18 protein-coding genes are annotated in these 23,448 nt (G+C 68.1%); 9 read left to right on the forward strand and 9 right to left on the reverse strand.

The genetic code is table 11. The features are described from left to right. The first annotated feature begins 44 nt into the window (after positions 1 to 44). Genes C0J29_RS24760 through C0J29_RS24770 form a run of 3 tightly spaced genes read left to right on the forward strand, consistent with a single transcriptional unit; the run spans position 45 to position 3,513 of the window. Entirely contained in the window at positions 45 to 1,298 is a 1,254-nt protein-coding gene (locus C0J29_RS24760; RefSeq protein WP_120793865.1) for a class I SAM-dependent methyltransferase, read from the forward strand. A gap of 11 nt (positions 1,299 to 1,309) precedes the next feature. After that, positions 1,310 to 2,410 (forward strand): class I SAM-dependent methyltransferase, encoded by a 1,101-nt coding sequence (locus tag C0J29_RS24765; RefSeq protein WP_120793866.1) that lies wholly within the window; start codon positions 1,310 to 1,312, stop codon positions 2,408 to 2,410. A gap of 11 nt (positions 2,411 to 2,421) precedes the next feature. Further along, on the forward strand, positions 2,422 to 3,513 hold the full coding sequence (locus C0J29_RS24770) for a glycosyltransferase family 4 protein (RefSeq protein ID WP_120794955.1): 1,092 nt from the start codon (positions 2,422 to 2,424) through the stop codon (positions 3,511 to 3,513). On the opposite strand, the gene C0J29_RS24775 is transcribed toward C0J29_RS24770, so the two are convergent. The 7 genes from C0J29_RS24775 to C0J29_RS24805 all read right to left on the reverse strand — a co-directional run bounded on the left by C0J29_RS24775 (position 3,441) and on the right by C0J29_RS24805 (position 13,556). Beyond that, a complete protein-coding gene (locus C0J29_RS24775) occupies positions 3,441 to 4,835 on the reverse strand; it encodes an HNH endonuclease signature motif containing protein (protein ID WP_120793867.1) in 1,395 nt (464 codons plus the stop codon). The genes C0J29_RS24770 and C0J29_RS24775 overlap by 73 nt on opposite strands. Before the next feature lie 44 nt (positions 4,836 to 4,879). Then, positions 4,880 to 5,743: an FkbM family methyltransferase gene (locus tag C0J29_RS24780; RefSeq protein ID WP_120793868.1), complete on the reverse strand. Its 864-nt coding sequence runs from the start codon at positions 5,741 to 5,743 to the stop codon at positions 4,880 to 4,882. Further along, positions 5,740 to 6,816: a glycosyltransferase family 4 protein gene (locus tag C0J29_RS24785; protein WP_242460542.1), complete on the reverse strand. Its 1,077-nt coding sequence runs from the start codon at positions 6,814 to 6,816 to the stop codon at positions 5,740 to 5,742. The genes C0J29_RS24780 and C0J29_RS24785 overlap by 4 nt, the downstream gene beginning before the upstream one ends. Continuing rightward, positions 6,813 to 8,258 carry an O-antigen ligase family protein gene (locus C0J29_RS24790; protein WP_240743973.1) on the reverse strand — a complete coding sequence of 482 codons (1,446 nt, stop codon included), beginning with the start codon at positions 8,256 to 8,258 and terminating at the stop codon, positions 6,813 to 6,815. Before C0J29_RS24790 ends, C0J29_RS24785 begins: the two co-directional genes overlap by 4 nt. A gap of 32 nt (positions 8,259 to 8,290) precedes the next feature. Next, positions 8,291 to 9,820 carry a tyrosine-protein kinase domain-containing protein gene (locus C0J29_RS24795; RefSeq protein WP_120793870.1) on the reverse strand — a complete coding sequence of 510 codons (1,530 nt, stop codon included), beginning with the start codon at positions 9,818 to 9,820 and terminating at the stop codon, positions 8,291 to 8,293. 166 nt (positions 9,821 to 9,986) lie between these two features. Beyond that, the gene (locus tag C0J29_RS24800) at positions 9,987 to 11,555 is read right to left on the reverse strand and encodes a copper resistance CopC family protein (RefSeq protein WP_371872460.1); all 1,569 of its coding nucleotides are present in this window, start codon (positions 11,553 to 11,555) and stop codon (positions 9,987 to 9,989) included. A gap of 138 nt (positions 11,556 to 11,693) precedes the next feature. Continuing rightward, positions 11,694 to 13,556 carry a putative bifunctional diguanylate cyclase/phosphodiesterase gene (locus C0J29_RS24805; protein WP_120794957.1) on the reverse strand — a complete coding sequence of 621 codons (1,863 nt, stop codon included), beginning with the start codon at positions 13,554 to 13,556 and terminating at the stop codon, positions 11,694 to 11,696. Between the two features lie 283 nt (positions 13,557 to 13,839). On the opposite strand from C0J29_RS24805, the gene C0J29_RS24810 reads away from it, so the two are divergent. From C0J29_RS24810 to C0J29_RS24830, 5 genes are all read left to right on the forward strand, one after another. Next, positions 13,840 to 14,634 carry an FkbM family methyltransferase gene (locus C0J29_RS24810; protein WP_065161693.1) on the forward strand — a complete coding sequence of 265 codons (795 nt, stop codon included), beginning with the start codon at positions 13,840 to 13,842 and terminating at the stop codon, positions 14,632 to 14,634. A 108-nt stretch (positions 14,635 to 14,742) separates the two neighbouring features. Continuing rightward, positions 14,743 to 15,939: an NAD(P)/FAD-dependent oxidoreductase gene (locus C0J29_RS24815; protein ID WP_120793872.1), complete on the forward strand. Its 1,197-nt coding sequence runs from the start codon at positions 14,743 to 14,745 to the stop codon at positions 15,937 to 15,939. After that, the gene (locus tag C0J29_RS24820) at positions 15,936 to 16,841 is read left to right on the forward strand and encodes an RNA polymerase sigma-70 factor (protein WP_120793873.1); all 906 of its coding nucleotides are present in this window, start codon (positions 15,936 to 15,938) and stop codon (positions 16,839 to 16,841) included. The genes C0J29_RS24815 and C0J29_RS24820 overlap by 4 nt, the downstream gene beginning before the upstream one ends. A gap of 44 nt (positions 16,842 to 16,885) precedes the next feature. Further along, positions 16,886 to 18,148 (forward strand): aminodeoxychorismate synthase component I, encoded by a 1,263-nt coding sequence (locus tag C0J29_RS24825; protein ID WP_120793874.1) that lies wholly within the window; start codon positions 16,886 to 16,888, stop codon positions 18,146 to 18,148. A 148-nt stretch (positions 18,149 to 18,296) separates the two neighbouring features. Continuing rightward, positions 18,297 to 19,670: a hypothetical protein gene (locus C0J29_RS24830; protein ID WP_065161696.1), complete on the forward strand. Its 1,374-nt coding sequence runs from the start codon at positions 18,297 to 18,299 to the stop codon at positions 19,668 to 19,670. A gap of 24 nt (positions 19,671 to 19,694) precedes the next feature. On the opposite strand, the gene rsmI is transcribed toward C0J29_RS24830, so the two are convergent. Then, the gene (rsmI, locus tag C0J29_RS24835) at positions 19,695 to 20,558 is read right to left on the reverse strand and encodes a 16S rRNA (cytidine(1402)-2'-O)-methyltransferase (protein ID WP_120793875.1); all 864 of its coding nucleotides are present in this window, start codon (positions 20,556 to 20,558) and stop codon (positions 19,695 to 19,697) included. A 24-nt stretch (positions 20,559 to 20,582) separates the two neighbouring features. Between rsmI and C0J29_RS24840 the strand changes: the two genes are divergently transcribed. Continuing rightward, positions 20,583 to 22,175, forward strand: a complete 1,593-nt coding sequence (locus C0J29_RS24840; protein WP_120793876.1) for a dolichyl-phosphate-mannose--protein mannosyltransferase — start codon at positions 20,583 to 20,585, stop codon at positions 22,173 to 22,175. 248 nt (positions 22,176 to 22,423) lie between these two features. Here C0J29_RS24840 and C0J29_RS24845 read toward each other — a convergent pair whose 3' ends face one another. Then, entirely contained in the window at positions 22,424 to 23,071 is a 648-nt protein-coding gene (locus C0J29_RS24845; protein WP_308494754.1) for a hypothetical protein, read from the reverse strand. Positions 23,072 to 23,448: the final 377 nt, after the last annotated feature.

Consider the following 23,448-nt stretch of genomic DNA (forward strand, 5'->3'; position numbering starts at 1 on the left):
TCCAACAGACCTAACGAAGACAGACCTAACGAATCGAGAAATACATGAAGTGCCGCCTCTGCGACTCACCGCGCATGCTCAGCGTGCTGGACCTGGGTGCGACGCCGCCGTGCGAAAAGATCCTCTCCCCAGAGGAACTCGACCTGCCCGAGCCCACCTACCCGCTGCACCTGCGGTTGTGCGAGGACTGCCTGCTGCTGCAGATTCCCGCGCTGATCACCCCCGAGGAAACCTTCACCGAATACGCGTATTACTCCTCGTATTCCGACAGCTGGGTTCAGCACGCCGAGACCTTCGTCGATCAGGCCACCGAGCGTCTCGGGCTGGGACCCGATTCGTTCGTGGTCGAAGTCGCCAGCAACGACGGCTATCTGCTGCAGCATGCGGTCGCGCGGGGCATCCCCTGCCTGGGCATCGAGCCTTCGCTGAACGTCGGAGCGGCCGCCACGAAACGCGGCGTGCCGACCGTGTCCGAGTTCCTCAACCCGGCACTGGCCCGCCGGGTCCGTGCCCAGCACGGTTCGGCAAACCTGGTGGTGGCCAACAACGTCTACGCGCATATCCCCGACCTGCGTGGCTTCACCCAGTCGCTGCGCGGACTGCTCGCCGACGACGGGTGGCTGAGCATTGAAGTGCACCATGCGCTGAACCTGGTGTGCCTCGGCCAGTTCGACACGATCTATCACGAGCACTTCCAGTACTACACCGTGTTCTCGGCGCAGAACGCGCTCGCCAGCGCCGGCCTGGCCGTCGTCGACGTCGAACTGCTGCCCACCCACGGCGGGTCGATCCGGGTGTGGGCCCGGCCGATCCAGGTCGCCGGACCACCCACCGAGCGGGTCAACAAGATCCTGCGCATCGAAGAGGACGCGGGACTGCACCGCCCCGAGGGCTACCTGCAATTGCGTCAGCGCACCGAGGAGATTCGTCACGACCTGCTGCGGTTCCTGCTGCAGTGCCGCGCCGAGGGTAAGCGGGTCGTCGGCTACGGCGCTCCGGGCAAGGGCAACACCCTGCTCAACTACTGCGGGATCCGCACGGACCTGCTGGAGTACACCGTCGACCGAAACCCCTACAAGCACGGGCACTTCACGCCTGGCACCCGGATTCCGATTCACGACCCGGCGATGATCGCCAAGGACCGTCCGGACGTCGTGCTGGTGCTGCCGTGGAACCTGGAAACCGAGCTCACCGAGCAACTCAGCTATGTCACCGAGTGGGGCGGCCAGATCGTCTACCCTCTCCCGGACCTGCACCTGGCGACGAATGTGAAATCGCGCAGTGCAGCAGTAGGGTGAGCCGCAGTGGGGTGAGCCGCTGTCGAGGCTGCGGCGACACCGAGCTGACCCGGGTTCTCGATCTGGGCAACGCGCCTGCCGCCGAGCAGTTTCCGCTGATCTCCGACCCGCTCACCCCGGCCGAGACGATGCACCCGCTGGCCATGGACCTGTGCGGCTGCTGCGGCCTTGCCCAACTGGCCGGAGACGTTGCCTTCGACGCCGAGGAGCAACAGAGTGTAGAGCCGCGGGCTATGCGGGACCAGGCCGCCGACGCGGTGCGACGGGTCGCAGACGGTGGTTGGCTGCGCGGCAACACGGTTCGTGAGTTCGGCAGTCCGCACGGCGGAACCTGGTTGCCGTTGCTCGCCGAGCGGGGTTATCGCGAGGCCGAGATCGCCGACGTGGTGCTCGACACGTTCGGTCTCATGCACGATCCCGACCAACGTGCCGCGTTCGAACTCCGGGCGAAGACCACCGCCGCCGACGGGGTTCTGCTGGTGCAGATCCCGTCGCTGATGGCGATGGTGAGCCAAGGGCAGTGGAACCTGCTGCGGCACAGTCACTTCGGCTACCACTCGCTGACCGCGCTGACGAATCTGCTGGGGGCGGTGGGGATGAGCATCGCCACCGTGTGGGAGTTCGATCTACTGGGCGGGACGTATCTGGCCGCGGCGGTGCATGGCCAGGTTCAGCGAGATGAGCGCGCCGACGAGATCTTGAAGGCCGAGCGGCACTTCGGTGTGACGAAGCCGTACGTGCTGCGCAGGATGCAGCAGGCGGTCGACGTTCACGTCGCACAGCTGCGTCAGTGGCTGGAAACGCAGGCCGCCCAACAACACTCGGTGTATGCCTACTGCGCCGGATCCCGGGTGCCCGGATTGTTCAGCGTCGCCGGGATAGACCGGCGTCTGATCAGGGGCATCGCCGACGCCTCGCCCGACAAGCATGGGCGCCGGGTCCCGGGCACCGACATCGAGATCATCTCCCCCGAGCAGCTCGTCGCTGCCGATCCCGATCGGGTCTTGTTGACGTTGCCGTACCTCTACGACGAAGTCCGGCGGACGTACCCGCAGCTGGACGGCCGCTGGTGGGTGGACCATGGCACTTCGGTCACGCAAGGTCCGGCGTGAAGTCGCCTCGGATTCTTTGGCTTTCGCCCTGGCTGCGACCGCTGGCGCGCGTGCAGGTGGAGGCGCTGCGTCGACACGATGCCGATGTGCTGCTGGTGACGTCCGATCAACACCCGGAATCCGATGCCGCCCGCGACTACGAACTTGTGCTGGATCCGAGATTTCGCACCGCGGCGACGTGGCGCCCCAGTTTCGCGGCGTGGCGCCGCATTCGCCAGTACCGTCCGGACGTGGTGGTGACGGAACTGGTCCGCGATCCTCGATGGATCGCCCTGGCCGGCCGGGTCCCACGAATTCAGCTGGTGCACGACGACCGGCCGCACGACGCCGCCGAACAGCGGCCGTCCTACGAACTCGAGGTGTTCGACCGCTGGGGCGCACGCTCGGCGGCCACCGTCACCTACAGCAATTACGTCGCGGCACGGGTCACCACGCGGCGCGATGTCGCCGGCACTTCGGTGCACGTGCTGCCGCTTACCAGCGATCTTGACCCGACGGCCGTTCCCCAACCTGTCGAGCATCGTCGAGACTTCGTAATGATCGGCCGGCTGAATCCCTACAAGAACCTGGACGTGGTGCTGCGGGCCTGGCAGCAGCACATCGACGGAAACGGTTGGCGGGGCGACAAACTGGTGCTGATCGGTGACGGGTCGATCGACCCCGCCCGATTGCCCGCCCACACCGAATGGCGATCGGGTCGCTACCGCTACGCCGACGTGCTCAATACGCTGGCCGCGGCGAAAGGCTCGGTGGCGCACTACCGACGCGCCTCGCAGAGCGGCGTACAGGTCTTATCGATGCAGTTGGGCGTGATGCCCATCGTCTCCGATCGCGGCGGATTGCCCGAATATCAGCCGTCGGAATGCCGCCCGGTCAGGGTCGATGACATCGCTGCTCTGGCAGCCACATTCGACGAACTCGCTGACGCCGCCGTTGCGGCCCGCCTCGGCGCCGTCGCGGCGCGGCACTACGCGCAGCGATTCGCCGTGGACCATGCGGCGGCCCGGATGCTGGACGTCATCGACAGCGTCTACGCACCTTCGTCGTCATCCCCGGTTTCCCCGTCGTCATCCCCGGTTTCCCCCGGATGCTTGTTCCGGTGATGCAGACAGTTGGTCCGCGGCCGCCCGAAGTCTAGGTGTTTTGGTGGTATCCATTCGGCGACGCCGTGGATGTTGCGGCGGGTGGTGTATTTGTGGAGTTCGACGAGTCTGTTGTCGGGTGGGCAGGCTAGGGCGAGTTCGTCGATGTGGGTGCGGCGGGTGTTGAACCAGCCTGCGAGGTGGTGAGCCTGCGTCCAGTAGCCGGGCACGCGGCATCCGGGGCGGGTGCAGCCGCCGTCTCGGGCCAGCAGGGCCAGGCGTTGTTCGGGGGTGGCCAGGCGCTTGCCGTGGTAGAGGGCCAGGGTCTTGTCCTCATCGAAGATCGCCAGATAGTGATGAGCAGAGGTGGCCAGGCGCAAGACGTCGGACATGGGCAGCAGGGTGCCTCCGGCCGTCAGCCCGCGTCCGGCGCCGGCTTCGAGTTCGGCCAGGGTGGTGGTGACGATGATCGAGGTGGGCAGCCCGTGGTGTCGGCCTAAGGTGGTGGATTCCAGCAGCTTTCGGAATGCGGCGGCGATGGCGTCGTGGGTGCGTTGGGCGTGGGTGCGGGTGTCGCGGTCGACGGCGTCCTCGGGTGCTCGGCCAGCGGTGACGGGGTCGGCGTCGGCGGGGTTGCACATGCCTGGGGCGCCGAGTTTGGCTACGACGGGTTCGAGGGTGGCGCGGAATTCGGGGGTGATCAGGCCGCGGATTTCGGACATCCCGTCGGGCTGTTGGGCGCCCAGGGTAATGCCGCGTGAGCGGGCGCGTTGTTCGTCGGCGAAGTCGCCGTCGGGCATCAGGTAGTTCTCGAGCAGCTTGGCGTAGTCGGCTAATTCGTCGGGGCGGTGTCCGGCGGCGGCTTTGCCGGCCAGGTCAGCTTCGGCTTGCTCGCGGTCGGTTGCGGCGACGGTGCTGGGCAGTTTCTTGAAGAATGTGCGGATCAGTTTCACGTGCCCGGCCCCGACGAGCCCGTGGCGCTGGGCGGCGGCGGTGGCCGGCAGCAGCGGCGCCAGGGGTTGGCCGGTCAGTGCGCGGCGCGGGCCGAGGTCGGCGGCCTCGGCGATGCGGCGGTCGGCGTCGGCCTTGACGATCCGCAGCCGATTGGCCAGCGCCTGACCCAGGGTGCCGCCCAGCTTGGCCGGAGTGGCCTGGGTGGCAAGCTGATTGATCAACACGTGGCCGGCGACCGGCAGGCGCCGACACTGCACCTCCAACTCCCCGACCGTCGTCATCAACTCCGGAACGGTCAACGAGTCCGCGGTGAGTTCCAGCAGCCGCGACACCGACTCGCCAAGCGCGCCCAGCGCCTGCGCCCAGTCCTCACGCGTGCTGCAACTCATACCCCAATTCTATTGGGGGGCACTGACAACCAGCCGATGGCGACTCAGCGCAAAAACCTAGCCACCAGCTCCGGTGACCGGACAGCCACGAAGTCGTGCACGTAACCCGCCGGCATGGCGAAGGGGTGAAACTCCCCAGAGCCCGCACCGGACAGGAAGTCCATCTGATCGCGCTGCACGTCGAACTCGGCGATAGGCCGCAACGCCGACTCGGTGACATAGAACAGGCGGTAGCCCAGGCCCTCGATCTGACCGAACACATCACCGATCGGCACCGAAAGATGGCGCTGCTCGATCTCGATCAAAATCGCAGGGCTGCAACGCCGGAACATCTCAGCGCCGCCACGCAGCACCGACATCTCATGCCCTTCGACGTCGATCTTCACGAAGTCGATGTCAACACCTCCGAGCACGTCGTCGAGTCGCAGCAGCGGCACGTCGATCTTGCGCACGTCCACGCCCTGCCCGTCGAACCCGTGCGCCAGACTCCCCTGCGCCGTCACCTGCCGATGGTGGTGTTCGGGCACCAGCAACTGGGCGGTGCCGGTCTCATCGGACACCGCGGCCTGGTTGAAGTGCACGTGGGGTCGCGCCCGGTCGAGCTTGCGCAGCATCGGCGCGTTGTCGGGATGTGGTTCAAAGCTGTACAGCTGTCCGGACTTTCCGACGCGGCGGGCCAGGTGATAGGTGAACAGTCCCCAGCTTGCGCCGACGTCGACGACGGTCGCGCCGCTCGCCGCGAAGTGATCCGCCACCGTCATGGCCAGGTCCTGGGTCAGTCGTCGGCGCCACAGCGCCTCGGTCGCGGCCGTCATCGCGGAGCGACCCAGCAGCCGGCCGACATTGCGCACCGTCACGTACCGCGCCGCCCAGTTGGCCGCTTCGCTCTGCAGCAGAGCACCTTTCATCGTCGAACCGCCTTTCCGTCGAGATCGGTCCACACCTGCGTCAACCGCTCATACCAGCGGTCCAGCCCGAAGTCGCAAGCGCGGCTACGGGCAGCCGCGCCCAGACGGGCCCGCAGGTCAGCGTCTTTGACCAGTTCGTGCAGCGCGTCGGCGATCTGCTCGGGACGCCCAGTCGCCACCACCAACCCGGTCTCCCGGTCGGTGACCGCCTCAGAAATGCTGCCCACCAACGTCGTCACCGGTGCCAGGCCGTACGCCATCGCTTCCAGCAATGCCATCGGCAGGCCCTCGTCGTAGCTGGGCAGCACGAAAATCTGGGCTTCTCGGAGCAATTCATCGCGTGCGCCCGGATCCAGCCAGCCGGCAACATGAATGGTGTCGCCCAGAGCAGCTTCGGCGACCGCCGCACGCACCTCGTCCACTTCCCCGTCACCGGCCAGTGTCACCCGCAGCCGGCTGCGCATGTCGTCGTCCAGCGCCCCGACGGCATTGATCAGATCGTAGCTGCCCTTGCGCACTCCCAGTCGGCCCAGCGAAACCGCATGCACCCGATCAACATTCGAGTGTTCAACCGCAGCGGGCGGAACAGGCACCGCGTTGTTCAGCACGGCCACCCGCTCCGCGGGCAGCCGCAGCCTTGACACGTATTCCTCGACATGACGGGTACCCAGCACCAGCCACCGATCGGCCACCAACACGCGCCGAACGACCCGCTGCACTGCCGGCCGCAATCCATCGAACCAGCCCGCGAAATCGTAACTGTGCGCATGCACGACGGTCGGCACGCCAGCCCACCGCGCGGCCGCCAAGGGCAGCGCCTTGCGCACCACGCTGCCCCCGTGGGCCAGGTGCACGTGCAACACGTCGACCCGCCGGCGCGCCGCCAGCCAGGCGGCGCGCAACATCCCCGAACCACCGATCCAGAGCCGAAACCACAGCGGCCCTTCGATATACGTGGGCACGGTGATGACACTGGCTTCGGGGTGGGCGGCCATCAGGGTGATCACGGTGGCCATACCACCGCGGCTGGCCGCCTGGGCAGGCGCCGGCCCCACCACCAATACCCGCGTCACCGCGCCACCTCCGCAGGTACCGCGAGCTCGTCCGGAACCTCGTCGATTTCGACGCTCAGTTCGCCGCGATGTTCCCGCATGGCGAACGCCATCGCCCCGCCCAGCGTGATGCCGAGTGTCATCGCGTTGGTCGGTTCCTCCGGCAGTGGGTCGATGATGCACATCGCCATCAGCCCGGTGCTTACCGCCGCACTGATCTTGGCCGGCACCGACGCGCTGCGCAGCGCCCGCACCAGTGGCGCCAAGGCGAACACCGCGAAACCGGCCATCCCGACCGCGCCCGACTTAGCCAGCCACCACAGGTAGAAATTGTGCGCGTAGGTGGTGCCGAGCGACTGGGTGAATTCAGTGGGATCGTCACCGCCGAAAGGCAATTGGTAGGCGTAACCGAGCCCGTGCCCGAACAGCGGCGCCTGCGCGATCGCTTCGTTGAGATGCCGGTCTTCCTCGAATCTGGCCAGCGTCGAAGGATCCTGGGTGAGCGCCGCGCCGGATGACCTGCCGAGCACCCGGTGGCTGAACCCGGTGATCTGGTTGGCCAGCCACACCCCGGCCGACGAGTCGCCGAGCAGGAACAGCGCACCGGGGATCGTCACCGCCAGCACGCCCGCCGCCGTCACCGCCAGCCTCGCTGCCCGGCGCACCGACGACCAGCCCATGCTGGCGAAGAACGCCACGACGGCCGCCACCCCGACCGAGATGAGGGTGTTGCGGGTGAATGCCAGCACCGCCACCACCAGCGCCGGCGGGCCCAGCAACAAGTAAGTGGCGGGCTTGACCCGGCCGAGGATCTGCGCGGCGACCAACGCGGTCAGCACGGCGATGGCCGGTATCAGCGCTGAAGTGATGATCCGGTTCGCGTCATCCCCGGTATCCATCTGCAGGCTTTCGGTCCGGCCGGCCAGCCGGATGCCGCCGGACGAACCCAGGACGGCCATACCGGCCGAGAACCAGAGCGTGAACGCGATCGCGCGGATCGACAACATGACGTAGTCGCCGTACACCACCACCAGCGCCAGCACGAAACCGGCGAGCATCTCCAACAGGAACGTCGTCTCCCGCACCACGATCGCGGTGCTGTGTCCCATCGAAAAGCCAACCGCGGCAGAGTAAATCACAAAGAGTCCGAACATGCCCGGGAGCAGGTATTCCGACATGCGCAGCCGAACCACGGGCAGCACGAAGCAGATCGCCAGCACCAGCACCACGTGCGAGGCGTAAATCGACACGGGGCCAATCACTTTGCCCACGTGCAGCCCCTGCGGCAGCGCCGCACATCCCAAGAACAGTGCCAACCCGATCATGAGTTCGGGTTTGGCCCAATAGACGATCAGGAAGAACGTCAGACCGATCAGCAGGATGCCCTGCGTGGTATTGCGGACCGACAGCGCACCGTAGAGGAAGCACCCGAGCAGGAAGACCGCCAACACGACTGCGGCCATCGCCAGGCGATGGCGACTCCGCAGGTATCGAATCACGCCGGTCCACTGACCTTGGCGCGGTACGTCTTCGTGGCAGCCCTGGTGTGCCGGGCTATCCGGGCGTCGGTCAGCACGGTCCCCACCACGTTGGCCCCGGCAGCACGCAACGCGGTCAGCGCATCGGCGAGTTCGTCCTCGGTGGTGCGGCCGGCGCGCAGCACCAGAACCGTGGCGTCGACCGCGCCTCCGAGCAGACCGGAGTCGGCACTGGCCAGCACCGGCGGCCCGTCGACGACGGTGCGCTCGAAAGTCTTTGCCACGTCCCGCAATACCCTGTCCAGCACCTCGGGCAGGTAGGCGCTGGTCGGCAGAGTCTCCTTGCGGATCGACCGGGCCGCCAGGACGAACAGCTTGGGAATCGAGGTCGGTTTGGTGGCTTCGGTGGCGATCTCCGGATTGGTCAGGGCGTTCGAGAGGCCCTCTCCCGATTCGACTTTCAGCAATCCGGCGATCACCGGACGGCGGGTGTCACCCTCGATCAGCAGCACGTCCTCGCCCAGTTCGGCGAAGGCCCGGGACAGGTTGATCGCGGTCGTCGTCGTGCCTTCACCGCCGAACGGTGCCGTCAACAGCACCCGGTTGGCTCCCGGACCCATCGCCCGCAGTAGCCGGGCACGCAAGCCGCGCACGGCGTCGTCGAATGAGATGTCGGTGCCGAATCGTGGTGCGCTGCCCCGGTGCCCGGGCAGCTCGGCCAAGGTGGGCAACCCCGAGAGGGTTTCCAGCTTCGCGCGGTCGCGCACCGTGCGGTCGGCGGCTTCGCGGGTCAGCGCAACGCCGGTGCCCAGCAGCAACCCGGCCACCAGACCCATCGCCATGTTGCGCACCGGCACCGGTTTGACCGGCTTGTCGGGTACGCCGGGCTGTTCGACGACCGTCGCCCTGGCCACCGGGGTCTGGGTACCGGCGGGCGCGGTTGTCTGCGCCGGGTCCGCCGGTGTCGCCGTCGCCACCGGTGTTTCGCTCGGCTGTGCGGTCGGCTGGTCCCCATCTGCGACCGGAGCCGCCGGCGGCGGCGGCGTCGTCGCGGTGGTGGTCGTGGTGGTGGTCGTGGTGGTGGCGATGGGCGCGCCGGGCGCCTTCGGGGAGCTGCCCAGCGAGCCGACCATGATGGTGAACTCGTCGGCCACCCCTTTGGCCAGGGTCGCCGCGCGCTGCGGATCGGTGTCGGTGACCGTGATGGTGAACAGCGTGGTCTTCGGGGTGAAGGCCACTTTGGTCTGGTTGGCGAGCTGGTCGGCGCTGACCGGCAGATGGAACTGCGTGACGGCCTTCTCGGCCACGGCATGACCGCCCGCGATGGCGGCATACGACGACAGCCGCTCCTGGGCGGCCTGAGTGCCCTGGTAGACCTGCATCAAATCGGTTTCACCGGAGAACGAGATCAGTACCGTCGCCGACGATTCGTAGCTCTTGGTCTGGAACGCCGTGATCGCTGCCGCGCCGGCCAGACAAGCCAGGACGGCGCCCAGGAACAGCTTCCAGTGCAGCAGGAGGGTCCGGACAAACGTTCGGAAATCCATCTAATGCCTCTCTGGGGCCTCTCCTGGCACCTTCTCAGGCGTCCTCGGAACCGTGCAGCCACCACCCATAGCCGGAGACAACGATTGTCCCCCCGGTAGTAATTTACCTACTTTTAGTACGGTAAACAAACTGACAACAGTCTACCGGTATGACCGGCGCGCGGCGTCAGGTCTTCGAGGTGCCCGCCAGCACGTCACGCGGCACGTCCAGGGTCGCGACCGGGTAGAAGCCGGAGTCGTCACGGCCGTCGCGCGCCAGTTGCATGGGCGGGTAATTCACCGCGTGCGAGCCGTTCGGCTTGTGCTGCTGCCACTCGACCGCGGCGCGCAGCGTGTAGTGCCCCGGCGCCAGGCCCTTGAGGTCGATGTGGACGGTCTCGGTGGCTGAGGCCGGCGGCGGTTGATCGATACTGCGGTCCCCGGACGAATCGGGGACCAGACCCTTCAGGTCGACGGTGGCGGGCAGCGTCCGAACCGTCTGCCCGGCGAAGTCGACCAACCGGTAGCCGGCCACCCACTTCTCGGTGGCCGCCGCGGCGCCGTAGTTGGTCCAGGTCACCGAGATAGCCGCCACCTGGTCTTGCAGCGATTGCGACCCGGCCCGCGCCTCCACCGAGTAGCGGTAGCCGGCAATGGCGTTGGCCTGCGCCCACAGCACGTACAGCTTGGGATCCATCGGTGACGTCGCGTCCTGGTCGGGGAAGTTGACGCTCGACGTCATCGAGACGTGATAGCGGATCACGTCGTGCAGGCCCTTGTCGTAGTAGGCCTGCGGCGTGGTCCCGTCGGGAAGCTGGCACCACTCGGTGATCACCGGCGCCTTGCCGAGGCGATCTTTCAGCGCGCCGACCAACGGGTCGGAGGTCTGGACGTAGTGCCCGGACTCGGCCCACACCGGCAGCGGCGCGTACACGCCGAGACAGTCCGACCGAATGCCGACCGGGGCGGCGAGTTTCTTGGTGACGTCGTCGGCCAGCAGTTCGCGCATGATCTCGGGATTGTTCGGGGTAGCCACCAGCTGCGTATGCGGGAAGGCGTTGACATTGGCGGCGACCAGCTGCTGGATCGAGGACTTGGTGATGTTCTGGTCGCGGAACTGGCTGTAATAGCCCAGCGCCGCCTCACTCTGGTCAGGACTCGGGCCGGGTGCGTTCAGCGAGTCACGGAGATACGCGACGTGGTTTTCGCTGAAATCCCCGTATCCGGAGAACTCGAAGACGCTGAGCCGCTCGTCGTTGTCGTAGCGCCGCCCCAGGGCGGCCAGCAGCTGGCCGAAGTCACCGAGATAGGTGGGGTCGTTGAAATTGGGCACCACCTGCACCGGCCCGTTTCCGGTAGCGGGATAGCTGGTGCTGGTGCCTTGCCTGGCCCGCTCCCAGTCCGGGATCTCGATGTTGGTGTTGTCCGGGTAGCTGGCGTTGCAGCACGAGTTGTACGACTGCACCCGCAGCGTCAGCCGCATCCGGCGCTCGGCCAGCTTGTTCAGCGCGTCGTCGATGACGCTGAAGTCGAACTTGCGGTCATCGGGCGCGTCCGGGGGAAGTGTCGCCGGATCGGTCGGCTGCAACTGCCGCCAGGTGACCCGCAGGCTGGCGTCATAGGACGCCGGCCAGGCCGGGTAGCGCTGCTGGGCCGGTTCCCCCTGCGGGAAGAGCGGCTCCAGCAGGTCTTCGTACTGTCCGCGCAGCGGATTGGAAATCTCCTGCGCGGCAGGCGGAATCGCCGGACTCACCATGGCGGCCAGCGGGCCCGGGTCGGAGTGCGGGCGGCTGCAGGCACCGATCAGCAGTGCCGTGCCGGCGACGAGGACAGTTACGCAGGCGACAGCGACAAGTGTGATTTTCCTAATTGTTCGAACCAATCTCTGCGTGAGCTAGATCGCGCCGAGCGTCAGCGCCTCACGGTCGGCGAGGAACGGCATCGGCATCCAGCGAGCGGCCAGCAACGCCTCCATGGCGTTGCCCGGAACGGGGCGGGACAACAAGAATCCCTGCGCCCGGTGACAACCATGTTGCATCAACGTCAGTGCGGCGGCCGGGGTCTCCACCCCTTCAGCCACCAGTTGCAGGCCGAATGCCTCGGCCAGACCGATGATGGCGCGCACGATGGCCAGGTCACCGGCGTTGGTGCCCAGGTCGCGAACGAACCCGGTGTCGATTTTGAGCATGTCGACCGGAAGTGACTTCAGGTGCGACAGCACCGCGTAACCGGTGCCGAAGTCGTCGATGGCGATCTGCACCCCGACCTCTTTGAGTTCCGACAGCGTCTTGCGGGTGGCTTCGATGTCGTGCACCACCGCACGCTCGGTGATCTCGAGGCAGACCGAGCCGCCGTCAATGCCGAACTCCTCGATGGTGTCGGCGACACTGCGGACGAAACCGCGGGTGATCAGCTGGACGGGCGAGACGTTGATGCGCAGGATCGCGCTCTGCCCCACGCCGTTGGACCGCCAGCGGCTGAACTCTGCGCAGGCGCTGCGCATCACCCAGCGGCCGAGCTCGCCGGCGAGGTTGGTCGATTCGGCGACCCCGATGAACGAATCCGGTAGCAGCAGGCCCCAGATCGGGTGCCGCCAGCGCACCAGCGCCTCGGCCGCCACGATCGCGCCGGTCCACAGGTCGACCTCGGGCAGGTAGTGCAGCAGCAGCGCTTCGCTGTCGATGTCGCCCTGCAGGTGCAGCTCGATGTCATTGCGGAACGCGCTCTTGAGCGACATGTCGTCGGTGGACAGCGCCACCTGGTTTCCGCCGGCCCGCTTGGCCGTCAACACCGCTTCGTCGGCGCGGCGCAGCAGGTCGGTGCTGTTGTCCCGGCCCGGCATGCCCACCGCCAGCCCGATGCTGACCGTGCGGGTGATCTGGTGGCCGCCGATGGCGAGGCGCTCCCGCAGCATCGTGCCCAGGCGACGCGCGAATGACTCGGCCGCCGCACTCGACATCGTCTGATCTGGGATGACGACGAACTCGTCACCACCTAGCCGCGCGATCATGCTCTGGCTGCCCGCGCAGACCCGCAGGCGCTGGGCGAAGACGCGGATGAACCAGTCGCCCGCGGTGTGACCGAGGTAGTCGTTGATGGACTTGAGCCGGTCGAGGTCCATGTAGAGCACCGCGACGGGCCCGGGGTTGCCGGCCGCCAGCCGGTCGGACAGGTGCGCGACCAGCGCCCGGCGGTTGTACAGACCGGTCAGGTCGTCGTGTTCGGCCAGGTACCGCAACTTCTCGTCAGCGGCGATCCGGGCTTGCAGCTGCGCGAACAGCGCCGCGACCGCCTCGAGCGTGTTGATCTCTTCCTGTTTCCATTTGCGCGCGCCGAACTTCACGAAGCCCAGGACGCCGGTGGTCATCTCGCCGGACACCAGCGGTGCGGCCGCGACGGACGGCGACGCCGTCTGTTTGGCGCCGCCCACCCAGCGCAACGACCGGTTGCTCTGGTCGGGCCGGATCACCACGGGCTTGCGCCCGTGCTCGCACTGGGCCAGCACCGGGTCGGCGCTGGTGAAGTGCACGACGGCCTGCGGGTCAGGATCAGGGACGTCGGCCCGCGGGGGCCATTCCGCAACCAGGACCGAGGCCCGGATGTCGTGGTCGTGATGCCGCAGGAAGCTCGCGTCCACATCGAATTGCTCCACCAGTTGGGCGAGCACCCGCTCGCTCACCTGCGTCGCGGTGGACGCGGTCGCCTCCATGAGCTGAGTAGCCACGGAGGTGACGACGAGGTCCAAGCTGCGCGGCAACGAGACCTCCGATGTTGTGCACGTGTTCAACGACTGCGTCAATTATGGGTGACCAGCCCGGACGGCGGACGGTATTCGCGGCCGCCGTTTTGCCCGTCTCTCGATGCCCACTGATGCGCATCGAAGTGGCCGATTACCCGGACCGGCGCAGGTCACGGATGGATTCCTGGTTACCAGAGATTAGCATGCAAGCCCTTCGGACCCCTGCCTGAAAACCAGCTGACCAGCGTGGTCGTTCCGCGGGCTAGCAGCCGAAGTCGGTGTTTCGGCTAGGGTCAGGCAGATGTCTGTCGCACGGTCGGCCAAACGGTTGCTCGCGCCGGCGGCCAAGACCGTCGCGCCGCACATGTTCTGGAAGCGCAAGTTCAAGATCCTGCAACGTCTCGGGGAATCCCGCCCGGATGTGGCGCTGGTGGCCTCGCTGTGCGACCCGGAGCGGGTGTCGCTGGACATCGGGGCCGACGTCGGCGAATTCGCGATCGCGATGCTGTCCTCGTCGCGGTCCGTGATCGCGTTCGAGCCCCGCCCCGCGCAGGCCCGCAACCTGGCATTGATGTTCACCGCCGTCGGGGCGCCGGTGCGCATCGAGGCGGTGGCCCTTTCCGACGAGGCCGGAGTGACGGCGATGCGGGTGGTGGAATCCGACCCGGGCCGCAGCACGATCGACCACGAGAACGTCCTGGACACCGCGGTCGGCGGCCCGGTGGCCACCATCGACGTCCCGGTGAAGCGTCTCGACGACCTGCGGCTCGACAACGTCGGCCTGGTCAAGATCGACGTCGAGGGCCACGAGTTGGCCGTGCTGCGCGGCGCCGTGAACACGCTGCGGCGCAACCGGCCGACCATCGTGGTGGAGGCCGAGGAACGCCATCACGCCAACGCCGTGGCCGACATCACTGCGCTGCTGAGCGGGCTCGGCTTCCGCGGCCACTTCTGGCTCGACGACCAGCGCCGGCCCATCGAGGAGTTCGACGCCGCCACCCACCAGAATCCGGACAACATCGGTGGCGCCGAGGACGACTGGGCACCGCGCGGCGTGTACGTCAACAACTTCGTCTTCGAGCCGGCGAACGCCTGAGCCACAGGCCCCGGACGTGAGACAGCTCACACTTAACGCTCCTTCTGTCACGGACCGCCGGCCGACGGTGTCTGAAGGGTGTAACCGCACACCGAGAAGGAGACAACGATGTCTGAACGACCGAATCCCACCGACCGGAAAGCGCACGTCGTCGTGCTCGGCGGCGGGTACGCCGGGACGATGGCGGCGAACCATCTGGGGCTGCGTACCGACGTCGACATCACCCTGGTCAACCCCCGCCCGCAGTTCGTCGAGCGGATCCGGCTGCACCAGCTGGCCGCCGGCACCGGCGTCGCCACCGCCGACTACGGCACCCTGCTGGGCAAAGGTGTCCGGCTGGTCGTCGACACCGCCGACCACATCGACGCCGCCGCGCGGCGGGTGCTGCTCGCCTCGGGCGCCGCGCTGGACTACGACTACCTGATCTATGCGATCGGCAGCACCGGCGCCGCTCCGGTCGCGGTGCCCGGCGCGGCCGAGTACGCGCACATCCTGGCGGAGCTGGAAGGCGCGCAGAAGCTGCGCTACGCACTCGCGGATCTGCCATTACAGGCGCCCGTCACCGTCGTCGGCGCCGGCTTGACCGGCATCGAGGCCGCGGGCGAACTCGGCGAGCAGGGCCGCGAAGTGACCCTGGTCTGCGGCGGCATCCTCGGCCCGTCACTGAGCGGCCCGGGCCGGCGTTCGGTGGCCAAGCAGCTGCGCAAACTCGGCGTGCACGTGCTCGAATCGGCGACCGTCGCCGAGGTGCGCTGGGATTCGGTGGTGCTCGCGGACGGCACCCTGCTGCCCAGTGCCGTGACGGTGTGGACGGCCGGCTTCGGCGTCCCGGATCTGGCCGCGCGCAGCGGGCTGCGCACCGACGCGCTGGGCCGGCTGCTCACCGACGAAACCTTGACCAGCATCAGCGATGAGCACATCGTCGCCGCCGGCGACGCCGCCGCGCCGTCCAACCAGCCACTGCGGATGAGCTGCCAGGCGGCCATCCCGCTGGCCGCCCAGGCCGCCAACACGGTGTTGTCCCGCATCGCCGGGACCGCTCCGGCGCTGCTCGACCAGGCGTTCACCGGACAGTGCATCAGCGTCGGCCGCAGCTACGGCACCATCCAGCTGGCCCGCCGCGACGACACCCCGGTGAACCTCTACGTCGGCGGCCGCACGGCGGCGTCGATCAAGGAACTGGTCTGCAAGGGCACGCTGTGGGGCCTGCGCAAGGAAGCCGCCAAGCCCGGCTGGTACCGCTGGCTCAAGGGTGGCGACCGGCCCGCGCAGCAGACCGCCGACGAGCAGGCCGCGCTGCGGTGAGCAACGCATCGGACAGCGGCGGGCACGCAGAACGCTTCACCCTGCTGCGGCCGCTGCTGTTCACCATCGCCTACGAAATCCTGGGCTCCGCAACCGAAGCCGACGACGTGCTGCAGGACAGCTACCTGCGCTGGGCCGACGTCGACCTGTCGAACGTGCGCGACACCAAGTCCTACCTGGCCCAGCTGGTCACCCGGCAGGCACTCAACGCGCTGCGGGCTCAGGCGCGCCGCCGCGAGGAGTACGTCGGACCCTGGCTGCCCGAACCGCTTCTCCTGGAGGGCCAGGACGCCTCGAGCGACGTGGTGCTGGCCGAGTCGGTGTCGATGGCCATGCTGATCCTGCTCGAGACGCTGACCCCGGACGAGCGGGCGGTGTTCGTGCTGCGGGAGGTCTTCGGGTTCGACTACGGCGAGATCGCCGAGGCGGTCGGCAAGCCAGCGGCCACGGTCCGCCAGGTCGCCCACCGGGCGCGCGAACACGTACACGCGCGACGCAAGCGCTTCGGCTCGGTCGACTCGCGGCGCAACGCGGAGATCACGGCACAGTTCCTGGCCACGGCGGCCAACGGCGATGTCGACGCCCTGGTTGGAATGCTGGCCCCGGACGCCGTGTGGATGGCCGACGGCGGCGGCAAGGTCAGCGCGGCCCGCAAGCCGGTGGTGGGTGCCGAGAAGGTTGCCAAGGCCATCGTCGGGCTGCTGCGCAAGACCCATGCCCACCTGCGTGTCGAAACGGTGACCTGCAACAGCGCTCCGGCAGTGGTGCTCTACCTCGCCGGGCGCATGGAGGGCGTGATCACGGTCGAGATCGTCGACGACAAGATCACCAACTTCTACGCGATGCGCAATCCCGACAAGTTGGTTTCGCTGGGCAACGCCCGGCAGATCAGCCGGCGCTGACCTTCGGCTCGTGCGGGAATCCCCCGTTCTGACAAGCTAGGGCGGTGCGAATCGACCGGCTCGGCGATCTGGGTGGCGCGCCGCAGGTGCTGCGCGCCGTCGGCCGCGCCACCAGCCGGCTCGGCCTGCCGCCGCCGGCCGCGTTGACCGGTGAGTGGTTCGGCGCACTGGCCGTCATCGCGCCCAGCGTGCCGGTGCACCCGGTCGCAGTCGACGACGTCTTCTCCGCCGGCGGTGGGCCCGGCCTGCCGGCAGACGCCGAGGTGGGTGCGGTAGGCGGGGGCTGGATCGGCTTCCTCTCCTACCCCGACGCCGGAGCCGACGGCCTGCCCCACCGGATTCCTGAGGCCGCCGGTGGCTGGACCGACTGCGTCTTGCGGCGCGACCGGTACGGACAGTGGTGGTATGAGAGCCTGTCCGGCGCCCCACTGCCGGACTGGCTGGCCAGTGCGCTGACCCTGACCACCAGAACGGCACCAATGTGCCAGATCGAATGGGAGACCGGAGACCGCTCAGCACACCGCGAGGGTGTGCTGGCCTGTCTCGAGGCGATCGCCGCCGGGGAGGTGTACCAGGCCTGCGTCTGCACCCGGTTCACCGGCACTGTCAGCGGGTCCCCGCTGGACTTCTTCATCGAGGGCGTTGCCCGAACCGCTCCGGCCCGGGCGGCCTATGTCGCGGGACACTGGGGCGCGGTGGCGTCGCTGTCGCCGGAACTTTTCCTGCGCCGCCGTGGTGACACGGTGACCTCCAGCCCGATCAAGGGAACCCTGCCGCTGGACGCCTGGCCGTCGGCACTGCGGGCCTCGCCCAAAGAAGTCGCCGAGAACATCATGATCGTCGATCTGGTGCGTAACGACCTTGGGCGAGTGGCGATTACCGGTACCGTACGAGTTCCGGAACTGTTGGTTGTGCGGCGCGCCCCCGGGGTGTGGCACCTGGTGTCGACGGTGTCGGCACAGGTGCCGGCCGAGCTGCCGATGTCGCGATTGCTCGATGCCACGTTCCCTCCGGCATCGGTCACCGGCACACCGAAACTGCGTGCCCGCCAACTCATTTCGCAATGGGAATTAAACCGTCGCGGAATATATTGCGGCACAGTCGGAATGGCGTCGCCAGTGGCAGGATGCGAGCTCAACGTCGCGATCCGCACCGTCGAATTCGACGCACTCGGCAATGCCGTGCTCGGGGTGGGCGGCGGCATCACGGCCGACTCCGACCCGGACGCCGAATGGGCCGAATGCCTGCACAAGGCCGCCCCGGTGATCGGGCTGCCCACGTCGGTGACAGCGAGTCGAGTGAGTTAACTCAGCAAATTTCCGGCGGCCGAGCTGACTGGTGTGAATTTTCCCGATCGGCCACATGAGCCGCCGGGTACGCATAAGCTTCTGCCATCGACGTGTGTCTTTCGCGCGTCACGCGCGAGGGGTTCGGCAGGGTCGGAAAGGGATTCTCATGAGAGTTGCCATCGTTGGCGCTGCGGCTGCCGCTGTATTGGGTGGCGCGCTGGCGGTTGCGCCCTTGACGATCTCCAACCAGAGCAGGACGTCCACCGGCGGAACCTGCAGCGCAGGTCAGCAGTGCGACAAGCTGGCTTCGGTCCTCATGCCGGAAACCGGCAAGCCCGGGGCTATGGCGCCCAAGGGCGCCCCGTCGGCCCTCGAGCCGCAGGAGCCGGCGCCGCCGGCCGCGGCGGCGCCGCGCCCGCCTGCCGAGCCCGCTGCCTACACGCCTCCCAACCCGTCGCCCGCCAACCCGGGGTTGTTGCCCCCCGCGAACAACACGCTGCCCCCCGCGTCACCCCCCAACGGGGCGCTCCCGCCGGGCTTCGACCCGAACGCCGCGGCGCTTCCCGGCATCGGTGACGTTCCCGGCATGGGCATCCCCGGCCTACCGGACCTTTACGGCTACGCCGGCGGTGCGGCGGCCCTCTCGCAGGTACCCGCCGGGGTGAACGCGGCCGCAGCCGTCGTCAACGGCGTGCTCGGGGTGGGCAACACCATTTCCAGCGTGGTGTCGACCAGCGCCCTCGCCGTCACCTATGTGGTGTTGGCGTACAACGCTTTACAGTCCTCGGGCATCCTGCCCGCGGCCCAGGGCGGGCTGAACTCCCTCAGCTCGATGCTGCTGCCCTCGGCGGCCGCGGCGCTGCCGGCCGCGGCTCTGCCCGCACTGAGCCTGCCGGGCCTGCCCGCCCTCAACATCCCGGGTCTGCCGGGCATCTCGCCGGCCGGTCTGATCGGCCTGGCCGCAGCCGGTGGCCTGCCCGGCATCAGCCTCCCGGGCCTGCCCGACATCTCGCCGGCGAACCTGATGGCGCTGGCCTCGGCCGGCCTGCCGGGTCTGCCCGGTGTGTCGCCGACGGACCTGCTCGCGCTGGCCGCTGCCGGCGGCATCCCGGGTCTGCCGAGCCTGCCGGGTGTGAACCCGGCGGCGCTGGTAGCGGCGCTGCCGGCAATCGCCGCCGGAATCCCGGGTCTGCCGCCACTGCCCGGCATCGACCCGGCGATGCTGGCCGCCGCACTGCCCGCGCTGACCGGTGGGGGTATCCCGGGTGTCGATCCCGCGATGCTCGCGGCGGCACTGCCGGCACTGCTCGGCGGCGCGCCGGCGCTGCCGGGCGTTGACCCGGCCACGGTGCTCGCCGCGTTGCCGGCGATGGCCGCCGCGGCCGGTATTCCCACGGCGCTGCCTGCAGGTCTGCCCGCGCTGCCGGCTCTGCCTGCGCTGCCCCCGCCTCCGCCGCTGCCCGCGCTGCCCCCGCCTCCTCCGCTGGCGGCCATCCCGCACCCGCCGCTGTGCCCGATTCCGGGCGGCCCCTGCTTCTGAGCCTCGCTGCGGTCGGGCGTTGTTCTAGGCCGGCTCGTCGGCTTCGCGCCGGGATTTGAGTACGGCCTCGTACAGCTGCCGGGAACGCACATCCGGGTATCCGGCCGCCACGTGACTGCACGCATCCTTGATGCGGATGCCGCCGTCGACCAGGTTCTCCACCTCGGCGACCAGGTCCGCCACCAGGGTGGACAGATCGGCGCGGGGCGTCGCTCCCGCCAGCACCACGGTGACTTCGCCGAGCACGCCGTCGGCCGCCCAGGTGGCCAGCTCGTCCAGCGACCCGCGCACCACTTCTTCGTGCACTTTGGTCAGTTCCCGGCAGATCGCGGCCTGACGGGCACCGCCGAGCTGCTCGACCGCGTCGCGCAGGCAAGCGGCCAGCCGGCGCGGGGACTCGAAGAACACGCAGGTGCGCCGTTCGTCGGCCAGGCCGGCCAGCCAGGTCCGCCGCGCCGACCCTTTGCGGGGAGCGAAACCCTCGAAGCAGAACTTGTCGGCCGGCAGGCCGGAGACCACCAGCGCGGTCGTCACCGCCGACGGCCCGGGCAGGCACTGGACCGGCAGACCGGCTTCGATGCAGGCCGCGACCAGCCGGTAGCCGGGGTCGCTGATGATCGGCATGCCTGCATCGCTGACCACCAGCACGGTGGCCCCGGAAGTGATCGCGTCGACCAGCGTCGCGACGCGGGTGGTCTCGACGCGGTCGAACAGGCTGAGCACCCGGCCGCCGATCGTAACGTCGAGGGCCCTGGCGAGGTTGCGCACCCGGCGGGTGTCCTCGGCGGCCACCACATCGGCTTCGGCCAGGGCTTCGGTGAGGCGTGGCGACGCATCCGCAGGATGCCCCAACGGCGTCGCACCGAGTAACAGGCGCCCAGTGGTCATGACGGACAGCCTACGATCGACGTGATGACCGCCCCGCCCCAACAAACCTCCGTCAGCGAGGCCGGCCTTGATGAGGAGGCCGGCTCGGGGCGTGCGGGCGCCAGCCCGCCAGCCACGGTCAGCCCCGCCCCGCTGGTGCCCGTCGCCGATTTCGGCCCGGTAGACCGGCTGCGCGGCTGGCTCGTGACGGCTGTCATCGCCGTGTTCGCGACGGCGACCCGGTTCCTCAATCTGGGTTCGCCGACCGATTCCGGCACGCCGATCTTCGACGAGAAGCACTATGCCCCGCAGGCCTGGCAGACCCTCAACAACCACTGGATAGAGGACAACCCAGGGTTCGGCCTGGTCGTTCATCCGCCGGTCGGCAAGCAGCTGATCGCGATCGGCGAGGCGCTGTTCGGTTACACCGGGTTGGGATGGCGGTTCACCGGCGCGCTGCTGGGCGTGGGGCTGGTGGTGTTGGTGACCCGTATCGTCCGGCGCATCAGCCGGTCGAGTCTGGTCGGCGGCATCGCCGGAGTGCTGCTGATCTGCGACGGCGTCAGCTTCGTCGCGGCCCGGACCGCACTGCTGGACGGGTTTCTCACCTTTTTCGTGGTGGCGGCTTTCGAAGCGCTGATCGTCGACCGGGACCAAGTTCGCGCCCGGATGCATACCGCCTTCCTGGAAGGGCGCTGCGCCGAGACGGTGTGGGGCCCGCGGCTGGGGGTGCGCTGGTGGCGCTTCGGCGCCGGGGTGCTGCTCGGTCTGGCCTTCGGGACGAAGTGGTCCGGCCTGTACTTCATCGCGTTCTTCGGCGTGATGTCGCTGGCCTTCGACATCGCCGCCAGGCGCCAATATCAGGTGCCACGGCCCTGGCTGGGCACACTGCGCCGCGACCTGATCCCCTCGCTGTACGCGTTGGTGCTGATTCCTTTCGGGGTGTATCTGGCCAGCTATGCGGGCTGGTTCGCCTCTGAGACGGCGATCGACCGCCATCAGGTGGGACAGACGATCGGGCCGGACAGCGTAGTGCCGCTGCCGGACGCCATCCGTTCGCTGTGGTACTACACCGCGAAGGCGTTCCACTTCCACGCGACGCTGACCAACTCCGCGGGCAACCACCATCCTTGGGAATCCAAGCCCTGGAGCTGGCCGATGTCGCTGCGGCCGGTGCTGTATGCCATCGACCAGAACAACGTGCCCGGCTGCGGGGCACAGTCCTGCGTCAAGGCGGTGATGCTGGTCGGCACCCCGGCCCTGTGGTGGCTGGCGGTGCCGGTGCTGCTCTACACGACATGGCGCATGTTGGTGCGCCGCGACTGGCGCTACGCGGTGGTGTGGGTGGGCTATTGCGCGGGGTGGCTGCCGTGGTTCGCCGAGATCGACCGGCAGATGTACTTCTTCTACGCCGCGACCATGGGGCCATTCCTGGTGATGGCAGTCGCGCTGATCCTGGGCGACATCCTGCATCAGCCGCGACAGAACAAGGAGCGGCGCACGCTGGGGCTGATCCTCGTGTGTTGCTACGTGTCGCTGGTGGTGACGAATTTCGCCTGGCTGTTCCCGGTGCTGACCGGACTGCCGATTTCGCAGCAGACCTGGGACATGGAGATCTGGCTGCCCAGCTGGCGGTGAGCCTCTCGGGCCGCGGCCCGGGCGGGCGCCTGGGCCGGCGCTAGCTCCTTGGCCGCGAGATTGCCGTGGCGGTTGTGGTTCAGCCGCCAACCACGACCGTGACGGCAATCTCGACACCTCACGTCGGAAATCCGCGGGCACCTAGGCCGGCGCTAGCTTCTGGGCCGCCGCTAGCTTCTGGGCCGCGAGATTGCCGTGGAGGTTGTGGTTCAGCCGCCAACTACGACCGTGACGGCAATCTCGACAGCTCACGCCGGAAATCCGCGGGCTGCCAGTGCATCCCGTACGCGCTGCAGTATCCGGCTGCGCGAGTCCTCCTTGACCACCCTGATGATCCGCCAGCCGAGATCTTCGACCATCTCCCATCGCCTGATGTCTTTCACGTACTGCCCCCGGTCGGAGCAATGCTGCTCGCCGTCGTACTCAACCGCGACCATCGGCTCATCCCACCCCATATCTAGGTAGGCCAACGCGCCGGTGGCACTCCGCACCGCAATCTGGGTGATTGGCTTGGGCAGACCACCGTCGACGAGTAAGAGCCTCAGCCAGCTTTCCCGCGGGGACTGCGCGCCACCGTCCATCAGGCCCAACGCTTTTCGGCACAACCGGGCCCCTCTGGCCCCCCGGTACCGAACTAACAGCGGCTGCACGTCGTGTTCGACCAGCCCGGTGGCGGCGGACAGCGCGTCCAGGTGACTGATGGCGATATTGCGTGGCAGGTGCCGGCCGAGATCGAAAGCCGTTCGCGCCGGGGTAGTTACGGGTATGCCGGCCAGCTCTGTGACTTCCTCGGCAAGGATCCGTTCCCGGCGAACGATCACACCGGGCGGCGGATGGTTGAACGGGCCGAGAAGCTCGACCGGAGCGAAGTCGTCAACCCACCGTGCTCCATGCATTGCGGCGGCGGCCCGACCGGCTACGATGCCTTTGCAGTCTGACCACAGCCACGCCGCCCGGATGTTGTCTCGCAGCGTTCTGGATGCGTCTTTCGGCAGATAAATGTCAGGGTGGATTCTCCGGTATCTCCAACGCAATTGGCCGCGGGTGAGCCCGCCACTCGTCAGCGCTTCGCTCCCCCGAAATACCGATGCCACGTGCGCGATCCTGCGTGAATGGTCCGAGCGCTCCAAGCCACGAGCGGAATCGATTGGGGACAACTCACCCACATTGCAGCCAGGGCTGTGAAACGGCCGCACCCACGACCCTTACGGCAAACTCGACGCGCCCAACGCACCCACATTGCAACCAGGGCTGCGCAACGAGCCGCACCCAC

The sequence above is a fragment of the Mycobacterium paragordonae genome, from assembly GCF_003614435.1.
Lineage (GTDB): Bacteria > Actinomycetota > Actinomycetes > Mycobacteriales > Mycobacteriaceae > Mycobacterium > Mycobacterium paragordonae.

Excerpts from the sequence above, each read along its gene's own strand:
- C0J29_RS24830 (WP_065161696.1), top strand. The coding sequence starts at position 18,297 with ATGAGAGTTGCCATCGTTGGCGCTGCGGCTGCCGCTGTATTGGGTGGC.
- C0J29_RS24790 (WP_240743973.1), bottom strand. The coding sequence starts at position 8,258 with ATGGCCGCAGTCGTGTTGGCGGTCTTCCTGCTCGGGTGCTTCCTCTAC.
- C0J29_RS24840 (WP_120793876.1), top strand. The coding sequence starts at position 20,583 with ATGACCGCCCCGCCCCAACAAACCTCCGTCAGCGAGGCCGGCCTTGAT.
- C0J29_RS24800 (WP_371872460.1), bottom strand. The coding sequence starts at position 11,555 with ATGGTGAGTCCGGCGATTCCGCCTGCCGCGCAGGAGATTTCCAATCCG.
- C0J29_RS24815 (WP_120793872.1), top strand. The coding sequence starts at position 14,743 with ATGTCTGAACGACCGAATCCCACCGACCGGAAAGCGCACGTCGTCGTG.
- C0J29_RS24780 (WP_120793868.1), bottom strand. The coding sequence starts at position 5,743 with ATGAAAGGTGCTCTGCTGCAGAGCGAAGCGGCCAACTGGGCGGCGCGG.
- C0J29_RS24845 (WP_308494754.1), bottom strand. The coding sequence starts at position 23,071 with ATGCATGGAGCACGGTGGGTTGACGACTTCGCTCCGGTCGAGCTTCTC.
- rsmI (WP_120793875.1), bottom strand. The coding sequence starts at position 20,558 with ATGACCACTGGGCGCCTGTTACTCGGTGCGACGCCGTTGGGGCATCCT.
- C0J29_RS24760 (WP_120793865.1), top strand. The coding sequence starts at position 45 with ATGAAGTGCCGCCTCTGCGACTCACCGCGCATGCTCAGCGTGCTGGAC.
- C0J29_RS24775 (WP_120793867.1), bottom strand. The coding sequence starts at position 4,835 with ATGAGTTGCAGCACGCGTGAGGACTGGGCGCAGGCGCTGGGCGCGCTT.
- C0J29_RS24810 (WP_065161693.1), top strand. The coding sequence starts at position 13,840 with ATGTCTGTCGCACGGTCGGCCAAACGGTTGCTCGCGCCGGCGGCCAAG.
- C0J29_RS24795 (WP_120793870.1), bottom strand. The coding sequence starts at position 9,820 with ATGGATTTCCGAACGTTTGTCCGGACCCTCCTGCTGCACTGGAAGCTG.